This window comes from Devosia sp. P1_H9 (assembly GCF_056405135.1).
In genome coordinates, this window is the sequence record NZ_JBFUCQ010000015.1 from 15,064 (window position 1) to 31,355 (window position 16,292).

At 66.3% G+C, this 16,292-nt stretch carries 19 protein-coding genes and 1 tRNA gene; 9 read left to right on the forward strand and 11 right to left on the reverse strand.

What is annotated here, in order from left to right:
- Window positions 1-23: 23 nt before the first annotated feature.
- From AC1DYL_RS21055 to AC1DYL_RS21070, 4 genes are all read right to left on the reverse strand, one after another.
- The gene (locus tag AC1DYL_RS21055) at window positions 24-611 is read right to left on the reverse strand and encodes a hypothetical protein (protein WP_477174645.1); all 588 of its coding nucleotides are present in this window, start codon (window positions 609-611) and stop codon (window positions 24-26) included.
- 47 nt (window positions 612-658) lie between these two features.
- The gene (locus AC1DYL_RS21060; RefSeq protein WP_477174646.1) at window positions 659-967 is read right to left on the reverse strand and encodes an AzlD family protein; all 309 of its coding nucleotides are present in this window, start codon (window positions 965-967) and stop codon (window positions 659-661) included.
- Complete coding sequence (locus AC1DYL_RS21065; RefSeq protein ID WP_477174647.1) at window positions 951-1,622, reverse strand: AzlC family ABC transporter permease; 672 nt, start codon at window positions 1,620-1,622, stop codon at window positions 951-953. Before AC1DYL_RS21065 ends, AC1DYL_RS21060 begins: the two co-directional genes overlap by 17 nt.
- 131 nt (window positions 1,623-1,753) lie before the next feature.
- Entirely contained in the window at window positions 1,754-2,455 is a 702-nt protein-coding gene (locus AC1DYL_RS21070; RefSeq protein ID WP_477174648.1) for an SDR family oxidoreductase, read from the reverse strand.
- A 329-nt stretch (window positions 2,456-2,784) separates the two neighbouring features.
- On the opposite strand from AC1DYL_RS21070, the gene AC1DYL_RS21075 reads away from it, so the two are divergent.
- From AC1DYL_RS21075 to AC1DYL_RS21085, 3 genes are all read left to right on the forward strand, one after another.
- The gene (locus tag AC1DYL_RS21075; protein WP_477174649.1) at window positions 2,785-4,137 is read left to right on the forward strand and encodes an MATE family efflux transporter; all 1,353 of its coding nucleotides are present in this window, start codon (window positions 2,785-2,787) and stop codon (window positions 4,135-4,137) included.
- Window positions 4,138-4,210: 73 nt separating this feature from the next.
- Window positions 4,211-4,642, forward strand: coding sequence for a MerR family transcriptional regulator (locus AC1DYL_RS21080; RefSeq protein ID WP_477174650.1), 432 nt, complete (start codon window positions 4,211-4,213; stop codon window positions 4,640-4,642).
- Window positions 4,643-4,658: 16 nt separating this feature from the next.
- A complete protein-coding gene (locus AC1DYL_RS21085; protein WP_477174651.1) occupies window positions 4,659-5,654 on the forward strand; it encodes an aldo/keto reductase in 996 nt (331 codons plus the stop codon).
- A 1-nt stretch (window position 5,655) separates the two neighbouring features.
- Here AC1DYL_RS21085 and AC1DYL_RS21090 read toward each other — a convergent pair whose 3' ends face one another.
- The gene (locus AC1DYL_RS21090) at window positions 5,656-6,249 is read right to left on the reverse strand and encodes a TetR/AcrR family transcriptional regulator (protein ID WP_477174652.1); all 594 of its coding nucleotides are present in this window, start codon (window positions 6,247-6,249) and stop codon (window positions 5,656-5,658) included.
- Window positions 6,250-6,356: 107 nt separating this feature from the next.
- On the opposite strand from AC1DYL_RS21090, the gene AC1DYL_RS21095 reads away from it, so the two are divergent.
- Complete coding sequence (locus AC1DYL_RS21095) at window positions 6,357-7,103, forward strand: SDR family NAD(P)-dependent oxidoreductase (protein ID WP_477174653.1); 747 nt, start codon at window positions 6,357-6,359, stop codon at window positions 7,101-7,103.
- Here the strand turns inward: AC1DYL_RS21095 and aac(3) are convergent.
- Both aac(3) and AC1DYL_RS21105 read right to left on the reverse strand, forming a co-directional pair.
- Window positions 7,093-7,887 (reverse strand): aminoglycoside 3-N-acetyltransferase, encoded by a 795-nt coding sequence (gene aac(3), locus AC1DYL_RS21100; RefSeq protein ID WP_477174654.1) that lies wholly within the window; start codon window positions 7,885-7,887, stop codon window positions 7,093-7,095. The genes AC1DYL_RS21095 and aac(3) overlap by 11 nt on opposite strands.
- Window positions 7,884-8,303 carry a winged helix-turn-helix transcriptional regulator gene (locus tag AC1DYL_RS21105; RefSeq protein ID WP_477147961.1) on the reverse strand — a complete coding sequence of 140 codons (420 nt, stop codon included), beginning with the start codon at window positions 8,301-8,303 and terminating at the stop codon, window positions 7,884-7,886. The genes aac(3) and AC1DYL_RS21105 overlap by 4 nt, the downstream gene beginning before the upstream one ends.
- Window positions 8,304-8,403: 100 nt before the next feature.
- On the opposite strand from AC1DYL_RS21105, the gene AC1DYL_RS21110 reads away from it, so the two are divergent.
- On the forward strand, window positions 8,404-10,863 hold the full coding sequence (locus AC1DYL_RS21110) for a beta-glucosidase H (RefSeq protein ID WP_477174655.1): 2,460 nt from the start codon (window positions 8,404-8,406) through the stop codon (window positions 10,861-10,863).
- A 69-nt stretch (window positions 10,864-10,932) separates the two neighbouring features.
- Here the strand turns inward: AC1DYL_RS21110 and AC1DYL_RS21115 are convergent, their stop codons facing one another.
- Window positions 10,933-11,505, reverse strand: a complete 573-nt coding sequence (locus AC1DYL_RS21115; RefSeq protein WP_477174656.1) for a DJ-1/PfpI family protein — start codon at window positions 11,503-11,505, stop codon at window positions 10,933-10,935.
- A gap of 76 nt (window positions 11,506-11,581) precedes the next feature.
- Here AC1DYL_RS21115 and AC1DYL_RS21120 point away from each other — a divergent pair, with 76 nt between their 5' ends.
- Both AC1DYL_RS21120 and AC1DYL_RS21125 read left to right on the forward strand, forming a co-directional pair.
- Entirely contained in the window at window positions 11,582-12,274 is a 693-nt protein-coding gene (locus tag AC1DYL_RS21120) for a helix-turn-helix transcriptional regulator (RefSeq protein ID WP_477147958.1), read from the forward strand.
- 115 nt (window positions 12,275-12,389) lie between these two features.
- On the forward strand, window positions 12,390-13,466 hold the full coding sequence (locus tag AC1DYL_RS21125) for a D-alanyl-D-alanine carboxypeptidase family protein (RefSeq protein ID WP_477174657.1): 1,077 nt from the start codon (window positions 12,390-12,392) through the stop codon (window positions 13,464-13,466).
- Between the two features lie 8 nt (window positions 13,467-13,474).
- On the opposite strand, the gene AC1DYL_RS21130 is transcribed toward AC1DYL_RS21125, so the two are convergent.
- The 3 genes from AC1DYL_RS21130 to AC1DYL_RS21140 all read right to left on the reverse strand — a co-directional run bounded on the left by AC1DYL_RS21130 (window position 13,475) and on the right by AC1DYL_RS21140 (window position 14,299).
- Window positions 13,475-13,702 carry a sulfurtransferase TusA family protein gene (locus AC1DYL_RS21130; RefSeq protein ID WP_477158733.1) on the reverse strand — a complete coding sequence of 76 codons (228 nt, stop codon included), beginning with the start codon at window positions 13,700-13,702 and terminating at the stop codon, window positions 13,475-13,477.
- Complete coding sequence (locus AC1DYL_RS21135) at window positions 13,692-14,171, reverse strand: CAP domain-containing protein (protein ID WP_477147955.1); 480 nt, start codon at window positions 14,169-14,171, stop codon at window positions 13,692-13,694. Before AC1DYL_RS21135 ends, AC1DYL_RS21130 begins: the two co-directional genes overlap by 11 nt.
- A 51-nt stretch (window positions 14,172-14,222) precedes the next feature.
- A tRNA-Arg gene (locus tag AC1DYL_RS21140) sits at window positions 14,223-14,299 on the reverse strand.
- A gap of 184 nt (window positions 14,300-14,483) precedes the next feature.
- Between AC1DYL_RS21140 and AC1DYL_RS21145 the strand changes: the two genes are divergently transcribed.
- Window positions 14,484-15,791: an alpha-L-fucosidase gene (locus tag AC1DYL_RS21145; RefSeq protein WP_477174658.1), complete on the forward strand. Its 1,308-nt coding sequence runs from the start codon at window positions 14,484-14,486 to the stop codon at window positions 15,789-15,791.
- A gap of 74 nt (window positions 15,792-15,865) precedes the next feature.
- Window positions 15,866-16,291: an OsmC family peroxiredoxin gene (locus AC1DYL_RS21150; protein ID WP_477174659.1), complete on the forward strand. Its 426-nt coding sequence runs from the start codon at window positions 15,866-15,868 to the stop codon at window positions 16,289-16,291.
- Window position 16,292: the final 1 nt, after the last annotated feature.

A 16,292-nucleotide genomic window follows, 5' to 3' on the forward strand; every position in this document is an offset into this window, starting at 1 on the left:
GAGAGGCGAGACCTGCTGTCGCGTCAGACGATTGGCGGGACGTAGGGATAGTCGTCGGCGCGGCGGGGCGGGCGAGGTTCGGCTTCGTCGAAGCCGGTCCAGCCTTCGGCTTCCAGCGACTGGCGCCCGACCGAGGGATCGACGCCTTCGGCGTAGCGCAGGATCGCGGCGGCCGGGCCGGCGTGGGCTTCGTCGACGCGGGCGCTGACGATGGCACCGCCGCGCTTGACGTTTTCGGCCAGCACCTGGGCTTCTCTCTCGGAGACGCCGGCGCTGGTCAGCGCGCCGACGAGGCCGCCGGTCGCGGCTCCAACCCCGGCGCCGGCGATGGCGCCGACGGCAGTGGCGAACAGCCAGCCGGCAGCGACCACGGGGCCGAGGCCGGGAATGGCGATGATGCCGAGGCCGGCGAGCAGGCCACCGGCCGCACCGAGCCCGGCGCCGACTTCGGCACCGGTGGTGGCGCCTTCGCCGACGTCGTCCGGTTCATAGTCGGGCGGGGTGTTGGCGACGAAGCTGATGTCGGTGTGCGAGATGCCGGCTTCGTGCAGGGCATGCACGGCGGCGGCGGCGTGCTCGTAGCTGTCGAACTGTCCGATGATCGTGTGCATGTGACCTCCTTGTTGTCGCTACAACGAGCCAGAAGGCTTGGCGTTCCTCAACCGCCCAGTGCGAGCCGCGCGAAGAATACCGCGCCTACCCCGGCCACCATGGCGACGAAGAGGCTGCGGCTGAGCACATAGGCCACGAGCGTCACTGCTGCGGCGATGCCCTCGGCGGGACCGCCGCCAGCAATGGCGGGCGCCACGAGCGAGGCCAGCACGGCTGCCGGGATGTGCTTCATCCAGCTCGCGACGAAGCCGGTGCGGGGCAGGCGGTCAGCCAGCAGCAGTCCACCGGCGCGGATCGCGAAGGTCACCGCCGTCATCCCCAGGATGGTGATCAGGGCCTCAAGCGAGATCGACATTGGTCCTGCCTTTGCGTGTTTCAACGATCGCGCCCGCGAGGCTGCCGAGCAGGCCGCCGATGATGATGTACCAGTTGCCCGGGATCAGTTTCGCCGAGACGATGGCGGCGAGCGCGGCCACCAGCCAGGGGATCAGATCGCCCTTGCCCTTCCACATACCGAGCAGCAGGGCGAGGAAGGTGGCGGTGAAGGCGAAATCGAGGCCGTACCTGGTCGGGTCGTCGACCACCGAGCCGAGCAGGCGGCCGGCCAGCGTCGAGCCCACCCAGGCGATCCACGAGCAGAAGCCGGAGCCGATCAGGAAGGCCACCGAACCGCGCCCCTTGGCGACTTCGCCCATGGTCATGGCCCAGTTCTCGTCGGCCACCAGATAGACCGAGAAGATGGCGCGGAGCGGCGAGAAATGGGTGGTTAGCGGTCGCAGCGTTGCCGTCATCAGCAGCATGCGGAGATTGACGATAGCGGTGGTGATGACGATGGCGAGGATGGGCAGATTGCCGGGCGTCCAACTATCGAGGGCGACGAACTGGCTGGCGCCGGCGAACACCAGCCCGCTCATCAGCAGTACCTCGAGCACGCTCATTCCCGCCTGGCCGGCGAGCACGCCCCACACCACGCCATAGGCGGCGATGGAGATGGCGACAGGAAAGAACATGCGGACGCCGAGCCAAAAGTGCGCGGGTCCGCTGTGGGGGGCGGGTGCATGCATGAGCGGAAACTACCTCAGATCGAGCGCTGCGCGCGATGACATCTGGTGATTGTCTCCATTCATCACGGTGATGCCGGTTAGAGCGCGCGGGTCATGCCGCCGTCGACGAGCAGGCTCTGGCCGGTGACGTAGGACGCGTCGTCGGAGAGGAGGAAGGCCACGACCTTGGCCACTTCCTGTAGCTCGCCGTAGCGGCCGACGGGGATCTTCTGGCGGCGGGCTTCGACGGTGTCGTAGTTGTCGAGAAAGCCCGGCAGCACGGCGTTCATACGGATGCCGTTGGAGCCGTAACGGTCGGCGTAGAGCTTGGTCCAGGCCTGGAGGGCGGGCCGCAAAGCAGACGACATGGGCATGGCGAGGTCGGGAGACTTGCCGGCAAAGCTCGAAATGTTCACCGCCGAGCCATGGTTATTTGCCAGGAAATGCGGTGTCACCAGCCGCATCAGGCGGACCGGGTTGAGGACGATCATATCGAAGCCGTCCTGCCAGGCATCGTCGGCCATGGTGCCGATGTCGCCGGTGGGGACGTGGCCGGCATTGTTCACCACGGCGTCGATGCGACCGTGGGTGGCGAGCGTGGTGGTGACGAGGCGCTCGAGGTCCGCGGGCTCGGTGAGCGAGCCTCGGACGGCGGTGGCGGAGAGTTCGGCCGCAACAGCTTCGACCTGCTCGGAACGGGCGAACAGCACCAGCTCGTAGTTGCGGGACGCGAGCTCGCGGGCGATGGCGGCGCCGATGCCCTGGCCGGCTCCGGTGACGATGGCGACAGGTTTGGTCATGGGCGGCAGGCTACACGAGGTGCAGCACTTCGGTGATGAGAGTTGTTGATCGCATCTATTCGCCGTGGTGATCGGGGAGCACGACTAGACCGGTCATCATTGTTCTTGCCTTGGTCGAGCAAGGCCGGCTTGACGAGCCCGGGCGTTGACCGACGGGCAGGGCGGGTCTAGAGAACCGCCCGTGCGTTCATACCCCATCGTGCTCCGACCCGCCTGCATCTTCAGCTGAGATGTGAAGTGGCCCGCCTCGCGACCCGGTCGACAGACCGGCCGCTGGTCATTTGGGGCCCAACGCCGTCGCATACTTTACGGGTTTCGGAGTTCATTCGATGAACAATCTCTCTAGGCCGCTCTGGCAGCGGTTCCTCGTCTTCCTCGTGCCGCTGATGCTCAGCAACATCCTGCAGTCGCTGTCGGGAACGATCAACAACATCTATATCGGGCAGATGATCGGGGTGGAGGCGCTGGCCGCTGTCTCGGTGTTCTTCCCGATCATGATCTTCCTCATCTCGTTCGTGATCGGGCTCGCCTCGGGCGCCTCGATCCTGATCGGGCAGGCATGGGGCGCCAAGAACATCCTCAAGATCAAGGAAGTCACCGGCACGACGCTGACCGTCGGCTTCCTGATGGGGCTCGTCGTCGCGGTGTTCGGTGGCCTCTTCGCGCAGAACCTGATGGAGTTGCTTGGCGCGCCGGCCGATATCGTGGCGCAGGCGACGGCCTATGGCCGGATCGTGCTTATCGGCATGCCGGGGTTCTTCATCTTCCTCCTCATCACCTCGATGCTGCGCGGCGTCGGCGACACGGTGACGCCGCTGCTGACGCTGATCTTTTCGATCGGCGTTGGGCTGTTCGTCACGCCGGCGCTGATCCAGGGCTGGTTCGGCCTGCCGCAGATCGGCGTCTTGGCGGCGGCTGTGGCGTTCATCGCCGGCTTCGTCGTGGTGCTGATCTTCCTCTACTTCTACCTCAACGCCCGGAAGAGCCCGATGGCGCCGGACGCCGAGCTGTTCCGGCACCTGAAGGTGGATTTCAAGCTCCTGGGGCTGATCCTCAAGCTTGGCATCCCTGCCGGCGTCTCCATGGTGGTGTCGTCGATGTCGGCCATTGTCATCGTCGGGATCATCAACCGCTTCGGCTCCAGCGCCACGGCGGCCTATGGCGCGGTCAACCAGGTGATGAGCTATGTGCAGTTCCCGGCCATGTCGATCGGCATTGCCGCCTCGATCTTTGCCGCACAGGCGATCGGGGCGCGGCGCTTCGACGATGTCGAGAAGGTGACGCGCACGGCGCTGCTGATGAACCTCATCGTCACCGGCGCGCTGGTGCTGATCGCGCACCTGTTCTCGCAGCACCTGGTGCGGCTGTTCATCACCGACGAAGAGGTGGTGCAGGTTGCCGAGCGGCTGCTGCACATTGTGCTGTGGAGCTGCCTCGTCTTCGGCTGGGGCTCGGTGTTCTCGGCGGTGATGCGGGCCTCAGGCGACGTGTGGATCCCGATGGCGCTGTCGCTGGCGGCGATCATCCTCGTCGAGGTGCCGGCGGCGCTGACGCTCAGTCACTTCTTCGGGCTCGACGGGGTGTGGTGGGGCTACTGCCTCAGCTTCACGGCGCTGCTCACCTTCCAGGCCACCTACTATTGCGGCTGGTGGCGGAAGAAGGAAATCACGGCGCTGGTCTAGCCACATTTATGCCCCTTGACTTAGAGCGCGCTCGAACTCCTAGCCTTGGGCGCGTCGTGGCAAGGAAGGCATTATGAAGATCGGTGAACTGGCCAGGCGTTCGGGACTTACGGCGCATACGATCCGCTACTACGAGCGGATCGGGCTCCTCCCCTACGCCGACCGGGACCAATCGAGGCAGCGCGACTACGACGCGTCGATCCTCAACTGGATCGAGTTTCTCGGCCGCCTGAAGGCGACCGGGATGCCGATCCGGGACATGCTGCACTATGCAGGCCTCCGGGAGCGCGGCGCCCCAACAGAAATGGAGCGCCGCGAGATGCTGGAAACGCATCGCGAGCGCGTTCGCGCCCGTCTCGCCGAACTCACCGATTGCCTTGCCATCCTCGACACCAAGATCGCCGGCTATGCCGGCACTACGAAGAGGATGAAGGAATATGACGCAGTACTCCCAGAGCGCCGAGAACGGCCTACAACTACGCGCCGGGCAAACGCCGGGCGGTGACAGTGGAGCCATCGACATGAAGTCGCGAAAACTCGGCGCGCACCTCACCGTTTCAGCAGTCGGGCTCGGCTGCATGGGGATGAGCCATGCCTATGGCGGGCAGGACGAAGCTGATGCGATCAGCACGCTGCACCGGGCGGTGGAACTTGGCGTGACGTTCTTCGATACGGCCGAGGTCTATGGCCCGTGCGAGAACGAGATCCTTGTCGGCAAGGCGCTGAAGCCATTTGGGGACAAGGTGGTGATCGCCACCAAGTTCGGCTTCCGCATCGACCCGGCCAAGACCGGTACGGATGCCATGGCGGGGGTCGATGGGCGGCCCGAGCATGCGCGTGAAGTGGCCGAAGCCTCGTTGAAGCGGCTCGGGGTCGAGGCGATCGACCTGTTCTACCTCCACCGCCTCGACCCGCAGGTGCCGATCGAGGACACGGTCGGCGCCATGGCGGAGCTGGTCCGTGAGGGCAAGGTGCGGGCGCTGGGCCTGTCGGAGGTGGGTGCCGATATCATCCGCCGGGCGCATGCCGTCCATCCTATCTCGGCGCTGCAGAGCGAATACTCGCTGTGGACCCGCGATCCGGAGGGCGACATTCTCGACGCCTGCCGTGAGCTTGGGATCGGCTTCGTGCCGTTCAGCCCGCTCGGTCGCGGCTTCCTCACCGGCAAGATCCAGAAGCCGGAGGATTTCGGCGACGGCGATTTCCGGCGCACACTGCCCCGCTTCAGCCCCGAGAACATGGCCGCCAACGCCTCGCTGGTGAAGCTGCTGGAGGAGATGGCTGCCGACAAGGGCGTGACGGCGGCGCAACTGGCGCTCGCCTGGGTCATCAACCAGGGCGATTTCATCGTCCCCATCCCTGGCGCGCGGCGGATTGCCCACCTCGAGCAGAACGTCGCTGCGGCCGGCATCGTGCTGTCGGCGGATGAGCTCATGACGCTCGGTGAACTGCTGTCGCCGGAGAAGTTCGCCGGCAAGCGATATGGCGATAGCGGCGCGTGGGTGGCCAAGCGCTAGGCTAGTGCGCCGGGCGAGCCAGTACGTCCCAGGCGGCCATGGCGCCGTCGATGACACGATCAAGGGCGGCGCCACCGGCGCCGTCCCGCGCCTGGAGGGCCAGGCCGTTCAGTACCGTAGTGTAGAACTGCGCCATGCCATCGGCATCGGCGCCCTCCGGCACATCGCCATCGATCATCCCCTTCCTGATCCGCGCTGCGAACGAGCCCGTCGAGGCGTTGCGCAGCATCGCCAGATGCGCTCGAACTTCGGCATTCTGCGGCGGACCGACGGCGGCCGCGAGCACGATCATGCAGCCCGAGGGGATGCTGGGATCGGTGTAGGTCTCGGCGTTGCTGCGCAGCAGGGACTCAATCGCGCCACGTGCGGTGGGCACGTCGCCGAGGGTCGGCCCGTAGGTGCGGATGTAGAGATCGAGTGCCTCGTAGAACAGCTGCTCCTTGTGGCCGAAGGCGGCGTAGAGGCTCGGCTTGCCGATGCCCAGGGCCTCGGCCAGGTCGCCGACCGAGGTGCCCTCGTAGCCGCGCTCCCAGAACAGGCGCATCGCCTTGTCCAAGGCGGCATCTCGATCGAACTCGCGGGGGCGGCCTGCCAAAATCGGGTTTCCGAATGATTGTCTACCGATCAGTATAAAATTCTTGACGCTGCATCGCAACCGTCATAGCCAATTGTGTACCGATCGGTAGAAAATGGAGATCCGATATGACTGACCTCGAACTGTCCGGCCGCGTGGCGCTCGTCACCGGCGGCAGCCGCGGCATCGGCGCGGCCACCGTGCTGGCGCTGGCCAAACAGGGCGCCGACGTCGCCTTCACCTTCCAGCGCAACGGCGAGAAGGCCGGCGAGATCGAGCAGCAGGTGACGGCGCTCGGCCGGCGTGTGCTCGCGATGCAGGTCGATTCGGCTGATCCGGACGCGGTGATCGCCGCCGTTGACCGGACCGTCGAGGCATTCGGGCGGATCGACATTCTCGTCAACAATGCCGGCACCGGCACCGGCGGGCCGTTCGGCGACGTTACGGTCGAGACCTTCGACCGGCTGTTCGCGATCCACGCTCGCGCGCCGTTCTTTGCGGCGCAGGCTGCGGCAAAGCATATGGGGGCGGGCGGGCGGATCATCTCGATCGGCACCAACATGGCGAGCCGCGTAGCCGGTCCGGGGCTCAGCCTCTATGTCGCCAGCAAATCGGCGCTGGGTGGCATGACGCGGGCGCTGGCGCGCGAGCTGGGGCCGCAGGGCATCACCGTCAACACGGTCGATCCGGGCTCGACCGATACCGACATGAACCCGGCCGATGGCCCGATGGCGCCGTCGCAGATGGGGCTCAACGCGCTCGGCCGCTTCGGCGCTGCGGAGGATATCGCCGCGGCCGTGGTGCACCTTGCCGGCCCGGGCGGGCGCAGCATCACGGGCACGTCGATCCTCGTCGACAGCGGCTTCAACGCCTAGCGGTTCGCCCCCAGCGTTCGAGCCAATCGACTGCGAACGCCACGATCTCATCGGCGGGGACGAGCACCGAGCTCGCCTCGCCGATCTTGCCGCGCTTGCCACGGCCGGTGGCGAGGAATTCCTCGACTATGCCGGCAAAATAGTCGTCGGCGAGGCCGTCGGGTGGGTCCGACGTGTCGAACTCCTCGAACCAGCGCCAGACTTTCTCGCCATCGACGAGGATCGGCGCCTCGTAGCGGAGGATGCGCTTGTTGGGGAAATCGGCCAGGTGCTCGGCGTGGTGCAGCAGCGTCATGGTGTCGAGCGGCGCGCCGAGCATCAGCACCTTGCCCTTGGCCTCGACCAGTTTGCCAAGCGGCGACCGCGGGCCATAGCCATAGTCGAGCGCGTGGTCGGCAGTGAACCATTCGGCCTCGCCGCCGATCGCCGCCATCGAAGCGCCGGGGCTCGCGCTGCGCAGCGCGCCTGGCGTGGTGCGGATCAGTTCAGGCCAGAAGCCGTTGTCGCGGATCGAGCGTGAGCGCAACGGATCGAATGCCGGGATATGCTCGCGCATCGCCGGATCGTCGCGGATCTCGTCCTCGAGTTGCCAGTCGGCATAGCCGAGTACGGTTCCGGCTGGGCCGATGACGTCGCGCATCGCGTCGAGGATGTCGTCGGGGCCGCCCACGATCTTACCGACCTTGCGGAGTGCGGCGTGCACCAGCACGGCGTCGCCGTCGGCAAGGCCGATGGCTCTCAGGTCCTCAGCGAGGCTCGAACGGGTCGAGACCCGGCTGCTCACCTGGCGGCGCCGGCGTAGCGCCGCTCCGGCGGGAGCTGCTCGGTGGCGCCTTCATGTATCGCGTCATATTCGTGGCGGGCGCTCTGCACCTCGCCCTGGTGCTCGGCGGCCCAGTTCCACAGCGCATCGAGCGGCTCGGTGAGGGTGCGCCCGAGATTGGTCAACTGGTATTCGACGCGCGGCGGGATTTCGGGGAACACCGTGCGGGTGACGAGGCCGTCGCGCTCGAGATTGCGCAGCGTCAGGGTCAGCATGCGCTGCGAAATGCCGCCGATGGCATGACGCAACTCGTTGAAACGCATGGTCTTGCGCGTCAAATAGCCGACGATCATGACGCTCCACTTGTCGCCGATGCGATTGAGGATATCGCCCATGGCGTTGCAGGTTTCGACTTTTTCCGGGGAACCGAGGGCCATCGGAGTGCCTTCCAGTTGAAATTGTTGGTTACCAATATAGACGCAGTTACCGTTTGTGCCTAGGGGTAGGCCCGGATGTAGCCGAGTGCGGGAGAAGCGTATGTCGTCACGGATCGAAACCCTGGCCGATGAACTGACGCTGGAGGAGCAGGTGAGCCTGCTCTCGGGCGAAGATTTCTGGTCGCTGCCGGCAATTGAGCGGCTGGGCATCGGCAAGCTGCGGGTCACCGACGGGCCGAACGGCGCCCGCGGTGGCGGTTCGCTGATCGGCGGGGTGAAATCGGCGGCGTTCCCGGTGGGGATCGCGCTTGGCGCCAGCTGGAATGTGCGGTTGCTCAATGAGATCGGCACTGCGCTGGCCGATGAAGTGAAGTCGAAGGGCGCGCATGTCAGCCTCGCGCCGACGGTGAACCTCCATCGCTCGGTCAGCAACGGTCGCAATTTCGAGTGTTACTCGGAAGATCCGATCCTCACCGCCAGCCTTGCAGTCGGCTACATCGAGGGCCTGCAGGGGCAGGGCGTCTCGGCGACGATCAAGCACTTCGTCGGCAACGAATCCGAGATCGAGCGCACCACCATCAGTTCCGAGATCGACGAGCGCGCGCTGCGCGAACTCTACCTCGTGCCGTTCGAGTGGGCGGTGAAGAAGGCCGGAACCTGGGGCATCATGAGCTCGTACAACAAGCTCAACGGCACCTACACCAGCGAGAACCCGTGGCTGCTCGACCAGGTGCTGCGCAAGGAGTGGCACTACGACGGCATCGTGATGTCGGACTGGTTCGGCTCGCACTCGACCGCCCCGACGGTCAATGCCGGGCTCAACCTCGAAATGCCTGGCCCGGCGCGCGATCGCGGGGCGAAGCTGGTGGCTGCGGTGGAAGCGGGCGAGGTATCTCGCGAGACGTTGCGGAGCCGCGTGCTCGATATTCTCAGGCTGATGGAGCGCACGGGTGCGCTCGACGATCACAGCGAATGGGTAGAACGGGCCGATGATCGCGCCGAGCATCGGGCGCTGATCCGGCGCGCCGGTGCCGAGGGCGCGGTGCTGCTGAAGAACGCGGGCGAGGTGTTGCCGCTCAGCGGCGAGGGCAAGATCGCGGTGATCGGGCCCAATGCCAAGGTGGCGCAGATCATGGGCGGCGGCAGCGCCCAGCTCAACCCGCACTACCGGGTGTCGCCGTGGGACGGACTGGTCGCGGCGATGGGCGAGGATCGCCTGAGCTATGCCGCGGGCGCTGGCAACAACCGCTTTGAGCCGCTCCTTCGCGGGGCGCTCGCGGTCGACTACTTCGCCAGCGAGGACCTGAGCGGCCCGGCCGTGTTTTCCGAGACGCTGGAGGAGGCGCAGACCTTCTGGATTGGCCGGGTGGCCGACGGCAAGGTCGATCCGCTGCATTTCTCGGCGCGGCTGACGGGGACGTTCACGCCCGAGGCCAGCGGCGAGCATCGCGTCGGCATCTACAGCGCCGGGTTCTCGCGCGTCTTCGTCGACGGCAAACTGGTGGCCGATGCGTGGACCAACTGGACCAAGGGCCGCACCTTCTTCGAAGAGGGCTGCGACGAGGTGGTGGGCACCATCCGGCTCGAAGCCGGCCGTTCCTATGACGTGGTGATCGAGTTTGCCACCAAGGCTTTCGCGACGCTGGGGCTCGCCGCCTTCGCCGCCGGCATCGGTCTGCCGCTTGGGGACGTGGCCATCGCTGAAGCCGTCGCCGCGGCGCGGGATGCCGAAACGGCGCTGGTGTTCGTGGGCCGCAATGGCGAGTGGGACACCGAGGGCAGCGATCTCGGCTCTATCGTGTTGCCGGGGCGACAGGATGAACTGATCGCGGCGGTGGCGGCGGTGAACCCGCGCACCATCGTCGTGCTGCAGACCGGCGGGCCGGTCGAGATGCCATGGCTCGGCGACGTCGCGGCGGTGCTCGAGGCCTGGTATCCGGGGCAGGAGGCGGGCAACGCCATCGCCGATGTGCTGACCGGCGCTGCAGAGCCCGGTGGCCGGCTGCCGCAGAGCTTCCCGGTCAAGTGGGCGGACAATCCGACCAACTCGCAGGATCGCGAGATCTATCCCGGCCTCGACGGCAAGGTGCGTTACGAGGAAGGCGTGTTCATCGGCTATCGCCACTACGACCGCCACGGCATCGCGCCGCTGTTCCCGTTTGGGTTCGGGCTTGGGTACACGAGCTTCGCGGTGTCGGATCTGGGGGTGGATGCGAGCCGGTTTGAGGCCGCCGGCAAGGTCAGCGTCTCGGTGACGGTGGAGAACACCGGCCGCCGTGCCGGCTCGCAGGTGGTGCAGGTCTATGTGTCGGCGCCCGACGCTTCGGTGGCGCGGCCGGAGAAGGAACTGAAGGCGTTCGAGAAGGTGCACCTCAGCCCCGGCGAGCGGCAGCGGGTGACGCTGGAACTCGATGACCGGGCCTTCGCGTACTATCGGACGGAGGCGCAGCACTGGCTGGTCGAGCCGGGGCGGTACGTGGTTCGGGTGGCGCGGAGCGCTGGAGATGCGGGGCTGTCGGCAGAGGTCGTGCGGCAGGACAGGATGTTGCTGCCGGTGTGAGGATCTCCCTCCCCATTCTTAGGGGGAGGGACAGGGGTGGGGGTCGGTTCGCGCCAGCCCCCGGTTCCCTCACGCCGCCTTGCCGTACTGTGCGGCGTGCATGCCGACATAGTATTGCAGGTTGTCGTCCGCCAATCCCAGCCCGTCCATCACCGCGACCATGAAGCTCACCGGCGACACGCCCGCCGCGGTTACCACCTTGCCGTCGGTCACCGCCGCCGGGGTGTCGCGGTACAGCGCCTTGCCCTTGTAGCCGGTGGCATCGAGATAGCCGTCGCCGTTGCTGGTGTGGCGGATGTGGTCGAGCAGCCCGGCCCTGGCGCCGGCCACCGTGCCGTCGCAGATCAGCCCGATCAGCTTGCCCTCAGCCTTGGCGGCAGTGAGCAGCGGCGCCATATCCGGAGCCTCGGGCGTCTGCCAGATGGCACCGCCGCAGACGATGACCGCGTCGTAGTCGGCGACGTCGACCGCTTCCAGCGCCAGCTGCGGCGTGACCGTCATGTTGCCCGACGAGGTCACGGGCTTGCCGCCGGGGGTCGCGTACTTGGTCTCCACCTTGTAGAAGCTGTGCGCCACGGCGTTGAGCAGCGTGGTCTCCCAATCGGCGAAGCCTTCGGTGAGGATGGTCAGGATGGTGGTCATGTCGTTTCTCCTTGTTCGATGCGAGAAGGCTAACGCCACGCGGCACCGGTTTTTGTCAGCAGCGGTCGGAAACTGAATGGCTAAGCGGTCCGAACGGTTGCTCAACCTGATGCAGGCGCTCCGCCGCCGGCGCCGTCCGGTGACGGGCGCGGTGCTGGCCGAGGAGATGGGCGTGTCGCTGCGCTCGGTCTATCGCGATATCGAGACGCTGAAGTCTATGGGAGCGGCGATCGACGGCGAGGCGGGCGTCGGCTTTCAGCTGCGGGCGGAGCATTTCCTGCCGCCGCTGATGTTCACCGACGAGGAGGTCGAAGCGCTGGTGCTTGGCCTGCGTGGGTTGATCTACGGTCCCGACAGCGAGATGGCGGCGACGGCGCGTGATGCCTCAAGTAAGATCGAGGCGGTGCTGCCGCCCACCAAGCGCGACGAGATGCTGTCGGTCGGGCTGTTCGTCATTCCACCGCGCGAGGTGGACGAGGCCAACCCGCTGGCGCGCCTGCGCCGGGCCCTGCGCGAGGAGAAGCAGGTCTGGCTCGGCTATCGCGACAAGAGCGGCGCGACCAGCGAGCGCACGGTCTATCCAGTGGCGCTGGGCTACTTCGAAGGGCACCAGACGCTGGTCGCCTGGTGCACACTGCGCAATGACTTCCGCAACTTTCGCGTCGACGGCATGACGGCGCTCGAACTCCTCGACGCCGGACTACCGGAACCGCGCCGAACCCTGTTCCATCGCTGGTCCAGCGCCCGAAATCTGCCGGATTTGACCTAGATGGGAAGCCGCCTTGCTTCAAAATCATTTGAGCAGCAGCCGGCGGCAGTTGAGCGGCGCAGAGCGCGTTGCTAGAACCCTGCCGACGCCGGGACCATTGCACTTCGGAGGCGCCTTGCTCGCGCAGTTTCGCCGGCGCATCGTCGCCAGCCTGTTGATCATCCTCGCCGTCCTCGGGACCACTCCCGCATGGGCCACTCCGCTGCTGCTCGTCGACGCCGACACCTTCGAGGTGCTGTACGCCGAGGATGCCGGCGTGCCGTGGCACCCGGCCTCGCTGACCAAGCTGATGACCGCCTATGTGGCCTTCGCCGCCATCAAGGCGGGCAAGGTGACGCTCGACACCAAGGTGAAGATCTCGAAGAACGCCTGGAACCAGGCGCCGAGCAAATCCGGGCTGAAGGTCGGCTCCTCGGTGACGATGAAGGACGCGCTCTATATCCTCGTGGTCAAGTCGGCCAACGATATGGCAGTGGCCGTCGCCGAGACCGTCTCGGGCTCGGTGCCGGCGTTCGTCGAGGAGATGAATGGCATGGCGGAGGCCATGGGCCTGTCGGCCACCCACTTCGTCAATCCGCATGGGCTGCACAACGAAGGCCAGGTGACCTCGGCGCGCGATCTCGCCATCCTGGCGCTGATCATCCGGCGCGATTTCCCGGAATATCTGCCGATGTTCGGCACCGAAGCGGTGCGGCTAGGCAAGGCCAAGCTCGAATCCAACAACGGCCTGCTCGAGCATTTCGCCGGCACCACCGGCATGAAGACCGGGTATGTCTGCTCCTCGGGCCTCAATATCGTGGCGACGGTGGAGCGCGGCGGCCGCTCGATGCTGGCCGTGGTGCTGGGCGGCTCGTCGGCGCGCGAGCGCAATGAGATGACCGCCGAGCTGTTCCTGCGCGGCCTGTCCGGCGCGATCAGCGGTACGGGGCAGAACGTCGTGCAGCTCAAGAACATCGCCTCGCCTCCGGTGGACATGCGGGCGCAGATCTGCGGCAAGAAAGCCAAGGCCTACGTGGCGGAGCGCCAGGCGGCGTTCCCGATGGGCCTCAAGGGCCATCCGAGCTATCTCACCGACAAGATCGACGGCGTGGTTTACTCCGCGACTGATCTCGGCATCATGGTCGACGATGTGCCGCTGCCGCGCCCGCGTCCGGCCTGGGCCCCGGCCGCCGTAGCGCTGGCCGACGACTGAGCGAACGCTCAGCCCTTCACGATCTCAAAGCGCATGATTTCGGCCTCGCTGCTCACCGAGCAGGCGTGGCCGTTCTGCCTGCAGAAGAGAGGGATATCGATCTTTGCCATCGGATCGGTGGCGAGCAAGACGAACGAAGCGCCCGTCGCCAGCTGCGACAGGCGCTTTTCCATTTTCAGCACCGGAAGCGGGCATTTCAGCCCGCGGCAGTCGATGGTCTCGATGTCAGTCGTCAAGCACCAGCACCCAGTAGACGCCGTGCGTCGAGTTCGGGTCGTAGGCGACGCCGAGCCCGGCGCGCTTGGCGGTCGGATCGGCGATCGCCCCCGCATCCGCCGGCACGGCGCGCCAGCCGGAGAAGACCTCGGCGAAGGTGGTGTAGCCGGCGCTGAGCCGCATCACCACGGCGCCGGGCGGTAGGGCCGGCTGGGCCCCGCTCTTGGCGTAGTTGGTGGCCAGTGTCTGCGCGGTGCCGTCGAGCACGGTGTCGCCGCGCACATCGGCAGCGCCCTGGGCGCGACGGAAATCGTTGAGCAGGAACAGCGCCTCGACCCGGTTGAGCTTGGCGCCCGGCTGGTTCATCGGCGCGGAAAGGCCCGGCGACAGCTGACCCCCGCCGCCACCCATCGAACAGGCCGCGAGACCCGCGGCGAGCACCGCGGCAAGCGCGATGCGGGGGAGGGTGGTGTGACCCTTCGTGATCATGGCGTCGGACTCCTTGCACGGCCGGAGAAGTCCGGCATGGCCTCATGCAGCTGGTGACCCCGATGAGATTCGAACTCATGGCCTCAGGATTAGGAATCCTGCGCTCTATCCTGCTGAGCTACGGGGTCGCCGCTTGCCACATAGCAAATGCCGGGCGCGGTGCAAACCACCGTTCCGGCGGAACAGGTCGGCACGGCATATTCCTCCCCATCCGCCAGCCGCCGGTGGGGCCGTTCGTCGCGTCTTGAAAGCGATGGCAGGCGTGCTACTCACGCCCGGCCTGCGATGGCCGCAGGGTTTCAGGATGCACCGATGAGCGACAAGATTTCTGCCGAACTGTTTCTGGCCGACGAGAAGAAGGCGTGGTTCAAGCACGACCGGTTCGGCATGTTCATCCATTGGGGCATCTATGCGCTCGCGGCCCGGCACGAGTGGGTGAAGAACCGCGAGGAAATCGACGACGCGGGCTACCAGAAGTACTTCGAGAACTTCGATCCCGATCTCTACGATCCGAAGGAATGGGCGCGCCGGGCCCGTGAGGCGGGGATGAAATACGTGGTGCTGACGGCCAAGCACCATGACGGGTTCTGCCTGTGGGACAGCCAGGCGACCGACTACAAGGCGACCAACACGCCTTACGGCAAGGACCTGCTCAAGCCGTTCGTCGAGGCGTTCCGGGCCGAGGGGTTGAAGATCGGCTTCTACTACTCGCTGCCCGACTGGCACCATCCCGACTTCACCATCGACATGTACCACCCGCTGCGCAACCGCGAGGATGCGGCTGAGCTGAACGCCGGCCGCGACATGACGCGCTATGCCGCCTATCTGCGCCAGCAGGTCACGGAGCTGCTCACCGGTTACGGCAAGATCGACATCATCTGGTTCGACTTCAGCTATCCGGGCCGCACCTACAAGGGATTGCCCGGCAAGGGCCGCGACGACTGGCAGAGCCTCGAGCTGTTGAAGCTGGTGCGAAAGCTGGCGCCCGACATCATCGTCAACAACCGGCTCGATCTCGAGACCGACGTGCCGGACATGATCACGCCCGAGCAGTACACGCCGCGCACCCCGCCGATGGTCAATGGGCGTGAGGTGACGTGGGAGATGTGCCAGACGTTCTCGGGCTCATGGGGCTACTACCGCGACGAGGAGACGTGGAAGAGCCCGGAGCAGCTGATCCAGATCCTGATCGACGGCGTGGCGCTGGGCGGGAACCTCTTGATGAATGTCGGGCCGACCGGGCGCGGCACGTTCGATCACCGCGCCATCGATGCGCTCGACGCCTATGCCGGCTGGATGAAGCTGCACAGCCGCGCCATCTACGGGGCCGGCCGTTCCAGCTACACGGCGCCAGATGGCTGCCGCTATACCCAGCGCGGCAACCGGCTCTATCTCCACATCTACAACTGGCCGAACCGCTACCTGCATCTCGACGAGCTGGCGGGCCGGGTCAAGTTCGCGCAGCTCCTCAATGATGCGAGCGAAGTGCAGTGGATCGGCGCCCACACCGATCCGCATTTCGTCCCGCCGGTCGGCCAGACCACGCTGACGCTCGACCTGCCGGTCAAGAAGCCCAACGTGGTGGTGCCGGTGGTGGAGCTGGTGCTGAAGGAGGACTGATCCGGGCGGAACTTCAGTTGGCCGCTGCAGTTCCTACAGTCCGGGCGCGACGGATGTGACCCAAGGAGAGCAAGATGAAGCGCACTGCCACTGCCAACTGGACCGGGACGCTCAGGGATGGGGCGGGGACCCTGGACGCGCCGAGCGGCGCATTCACGAGCCTGCCCTATACCTACAAGGGCCGCTTCGTCGATGAGTCGGCGCGGTCCGGCACCAATCCGGAGGAGCTGATTGCGGCGGCGCATGCGGGGTGCTTCGCCATGGAGTTCGCGCAGACGCTCGCCGACAACAACACTCCGGCGGAGAACCTCAAGGTCGAAGCGGCGGTGACGCTCATTCCCGGCACCGGCATCACCGGCAGCGCGCTGACGCTGGAGGGCAAGATCCCCGGGATCGACAACGCGACGTTCCAGGAACTGGCCGAGAAGGCCAAGGCGAACTGCCCGGTGTCGAAGGCGCTCGGCGCCATCAACGTCACGCTCGAGGCGCGGCTGGTCTGAG

Coding starts and splice junctions, on each gene's coding strand:
- AC1DYL_RS21055 (WP_477174645.1), bottom strand. CDS start 611: ATGCACACGATCATCGGACAGTTCGACAGCTACGAGCACGCCGCCGCC.
- AC1DYL_RS21060 (WP_477174646.1), bottom strand. CDS start 967: ATGTCGATCTCGCTTGAGGCCCTGATCACCATCCTGGGGATGACGGCG.
- AC1DYL_RS21065 (WP_477174647.1), bottom strand. CDS start 1,622: ATGTTCTTTCCTGTCGCCATCTCCATCGCCGCCTATGGCGTGGTGTGG.
- AC1DYL_RS21070 (WP_477174648.1), bottom strand. CDS start 2,455: ATGACCAAACCTGTCGCCATCGTCACCGGAGCCGGCCAGGGCATCGGC.
- AC1DYL_RS21075 (WP_477174649.1), top strand. CDS start 2,785: ATGAACAATCTCTCTAGGCCGCTCTGGCAGCGGTTCCTCGTCTTCCTC.
- AC1DYL_RS21080 (WP_477174650.1), top strand. CDS start 4,211: ATGAAGATCGGTGAACTGGCCAGGCGTTCGGGACTTACGGCGCATACG.
- AC1DYL_RS21085 (WP_477174651.1), top strand. CDS start 4,659: ATGAAGTCGCGAAAACTCGGCGCGCACCTCACCGTTTCAGCAGTCGGG.
- AC1DYL_RS21095 (WP_477174653.1), top strand. CDS start 6,357: ATGACTGACCTCGAACTGTCCGGCCGCGTGGCGCTCGTCACCGGCGGC.
- AC1DYL_RS21105 (WP_477147961.1), bottom strand. CDS start 8,303: ATGGCCCTCGGTTCCCCGGAAAAAGTCGAAACCTGCAACGCCATGGGC.
- AC1DYL_RS21110 (WP_477174655.1), top strand. CDS start 8,404: ATGTCGTCACGGATCGAAACCCTGGCCGATGAACTGACGCTGGAGGAG.
- AC1DYL_RS21115 (WP_477174656.1), bottom strand. CDS start 11,505: ATGACCACCATCCTGACCATCCTCACCGAAGGCTTCGCCGATTGGGAG.
- AC1DYL_RS21120 (WP_477147958.1), top strand. CDS start 11,582: ATGGCTAAGCGGTCCGAACGGTTGCTCAACCTGATGCAGGCGCTCCGC.
- AC1DYL_RS21135 (WP_477147955.1), bottom strand. CDS start 14,171: ATGATCACGAAGGGTCACACCACCCTCCCCCGCATCGCGCTTGCCGCG.
- AC1DYL_RS21145 (WP_477174658.1), top strand. CDS start 14,484: ATGAGCGACAAGATTTCTGCCGAACTGTTTCTGGCCGACGAGAAGAAG.
- AC1DYL_RS21150 (WP_477174659.1), top strand. CDS start 15,866: ATGAAGCGCACTGCCACTGCCAACTGGACCGGGACGCTCAGGGATGGG.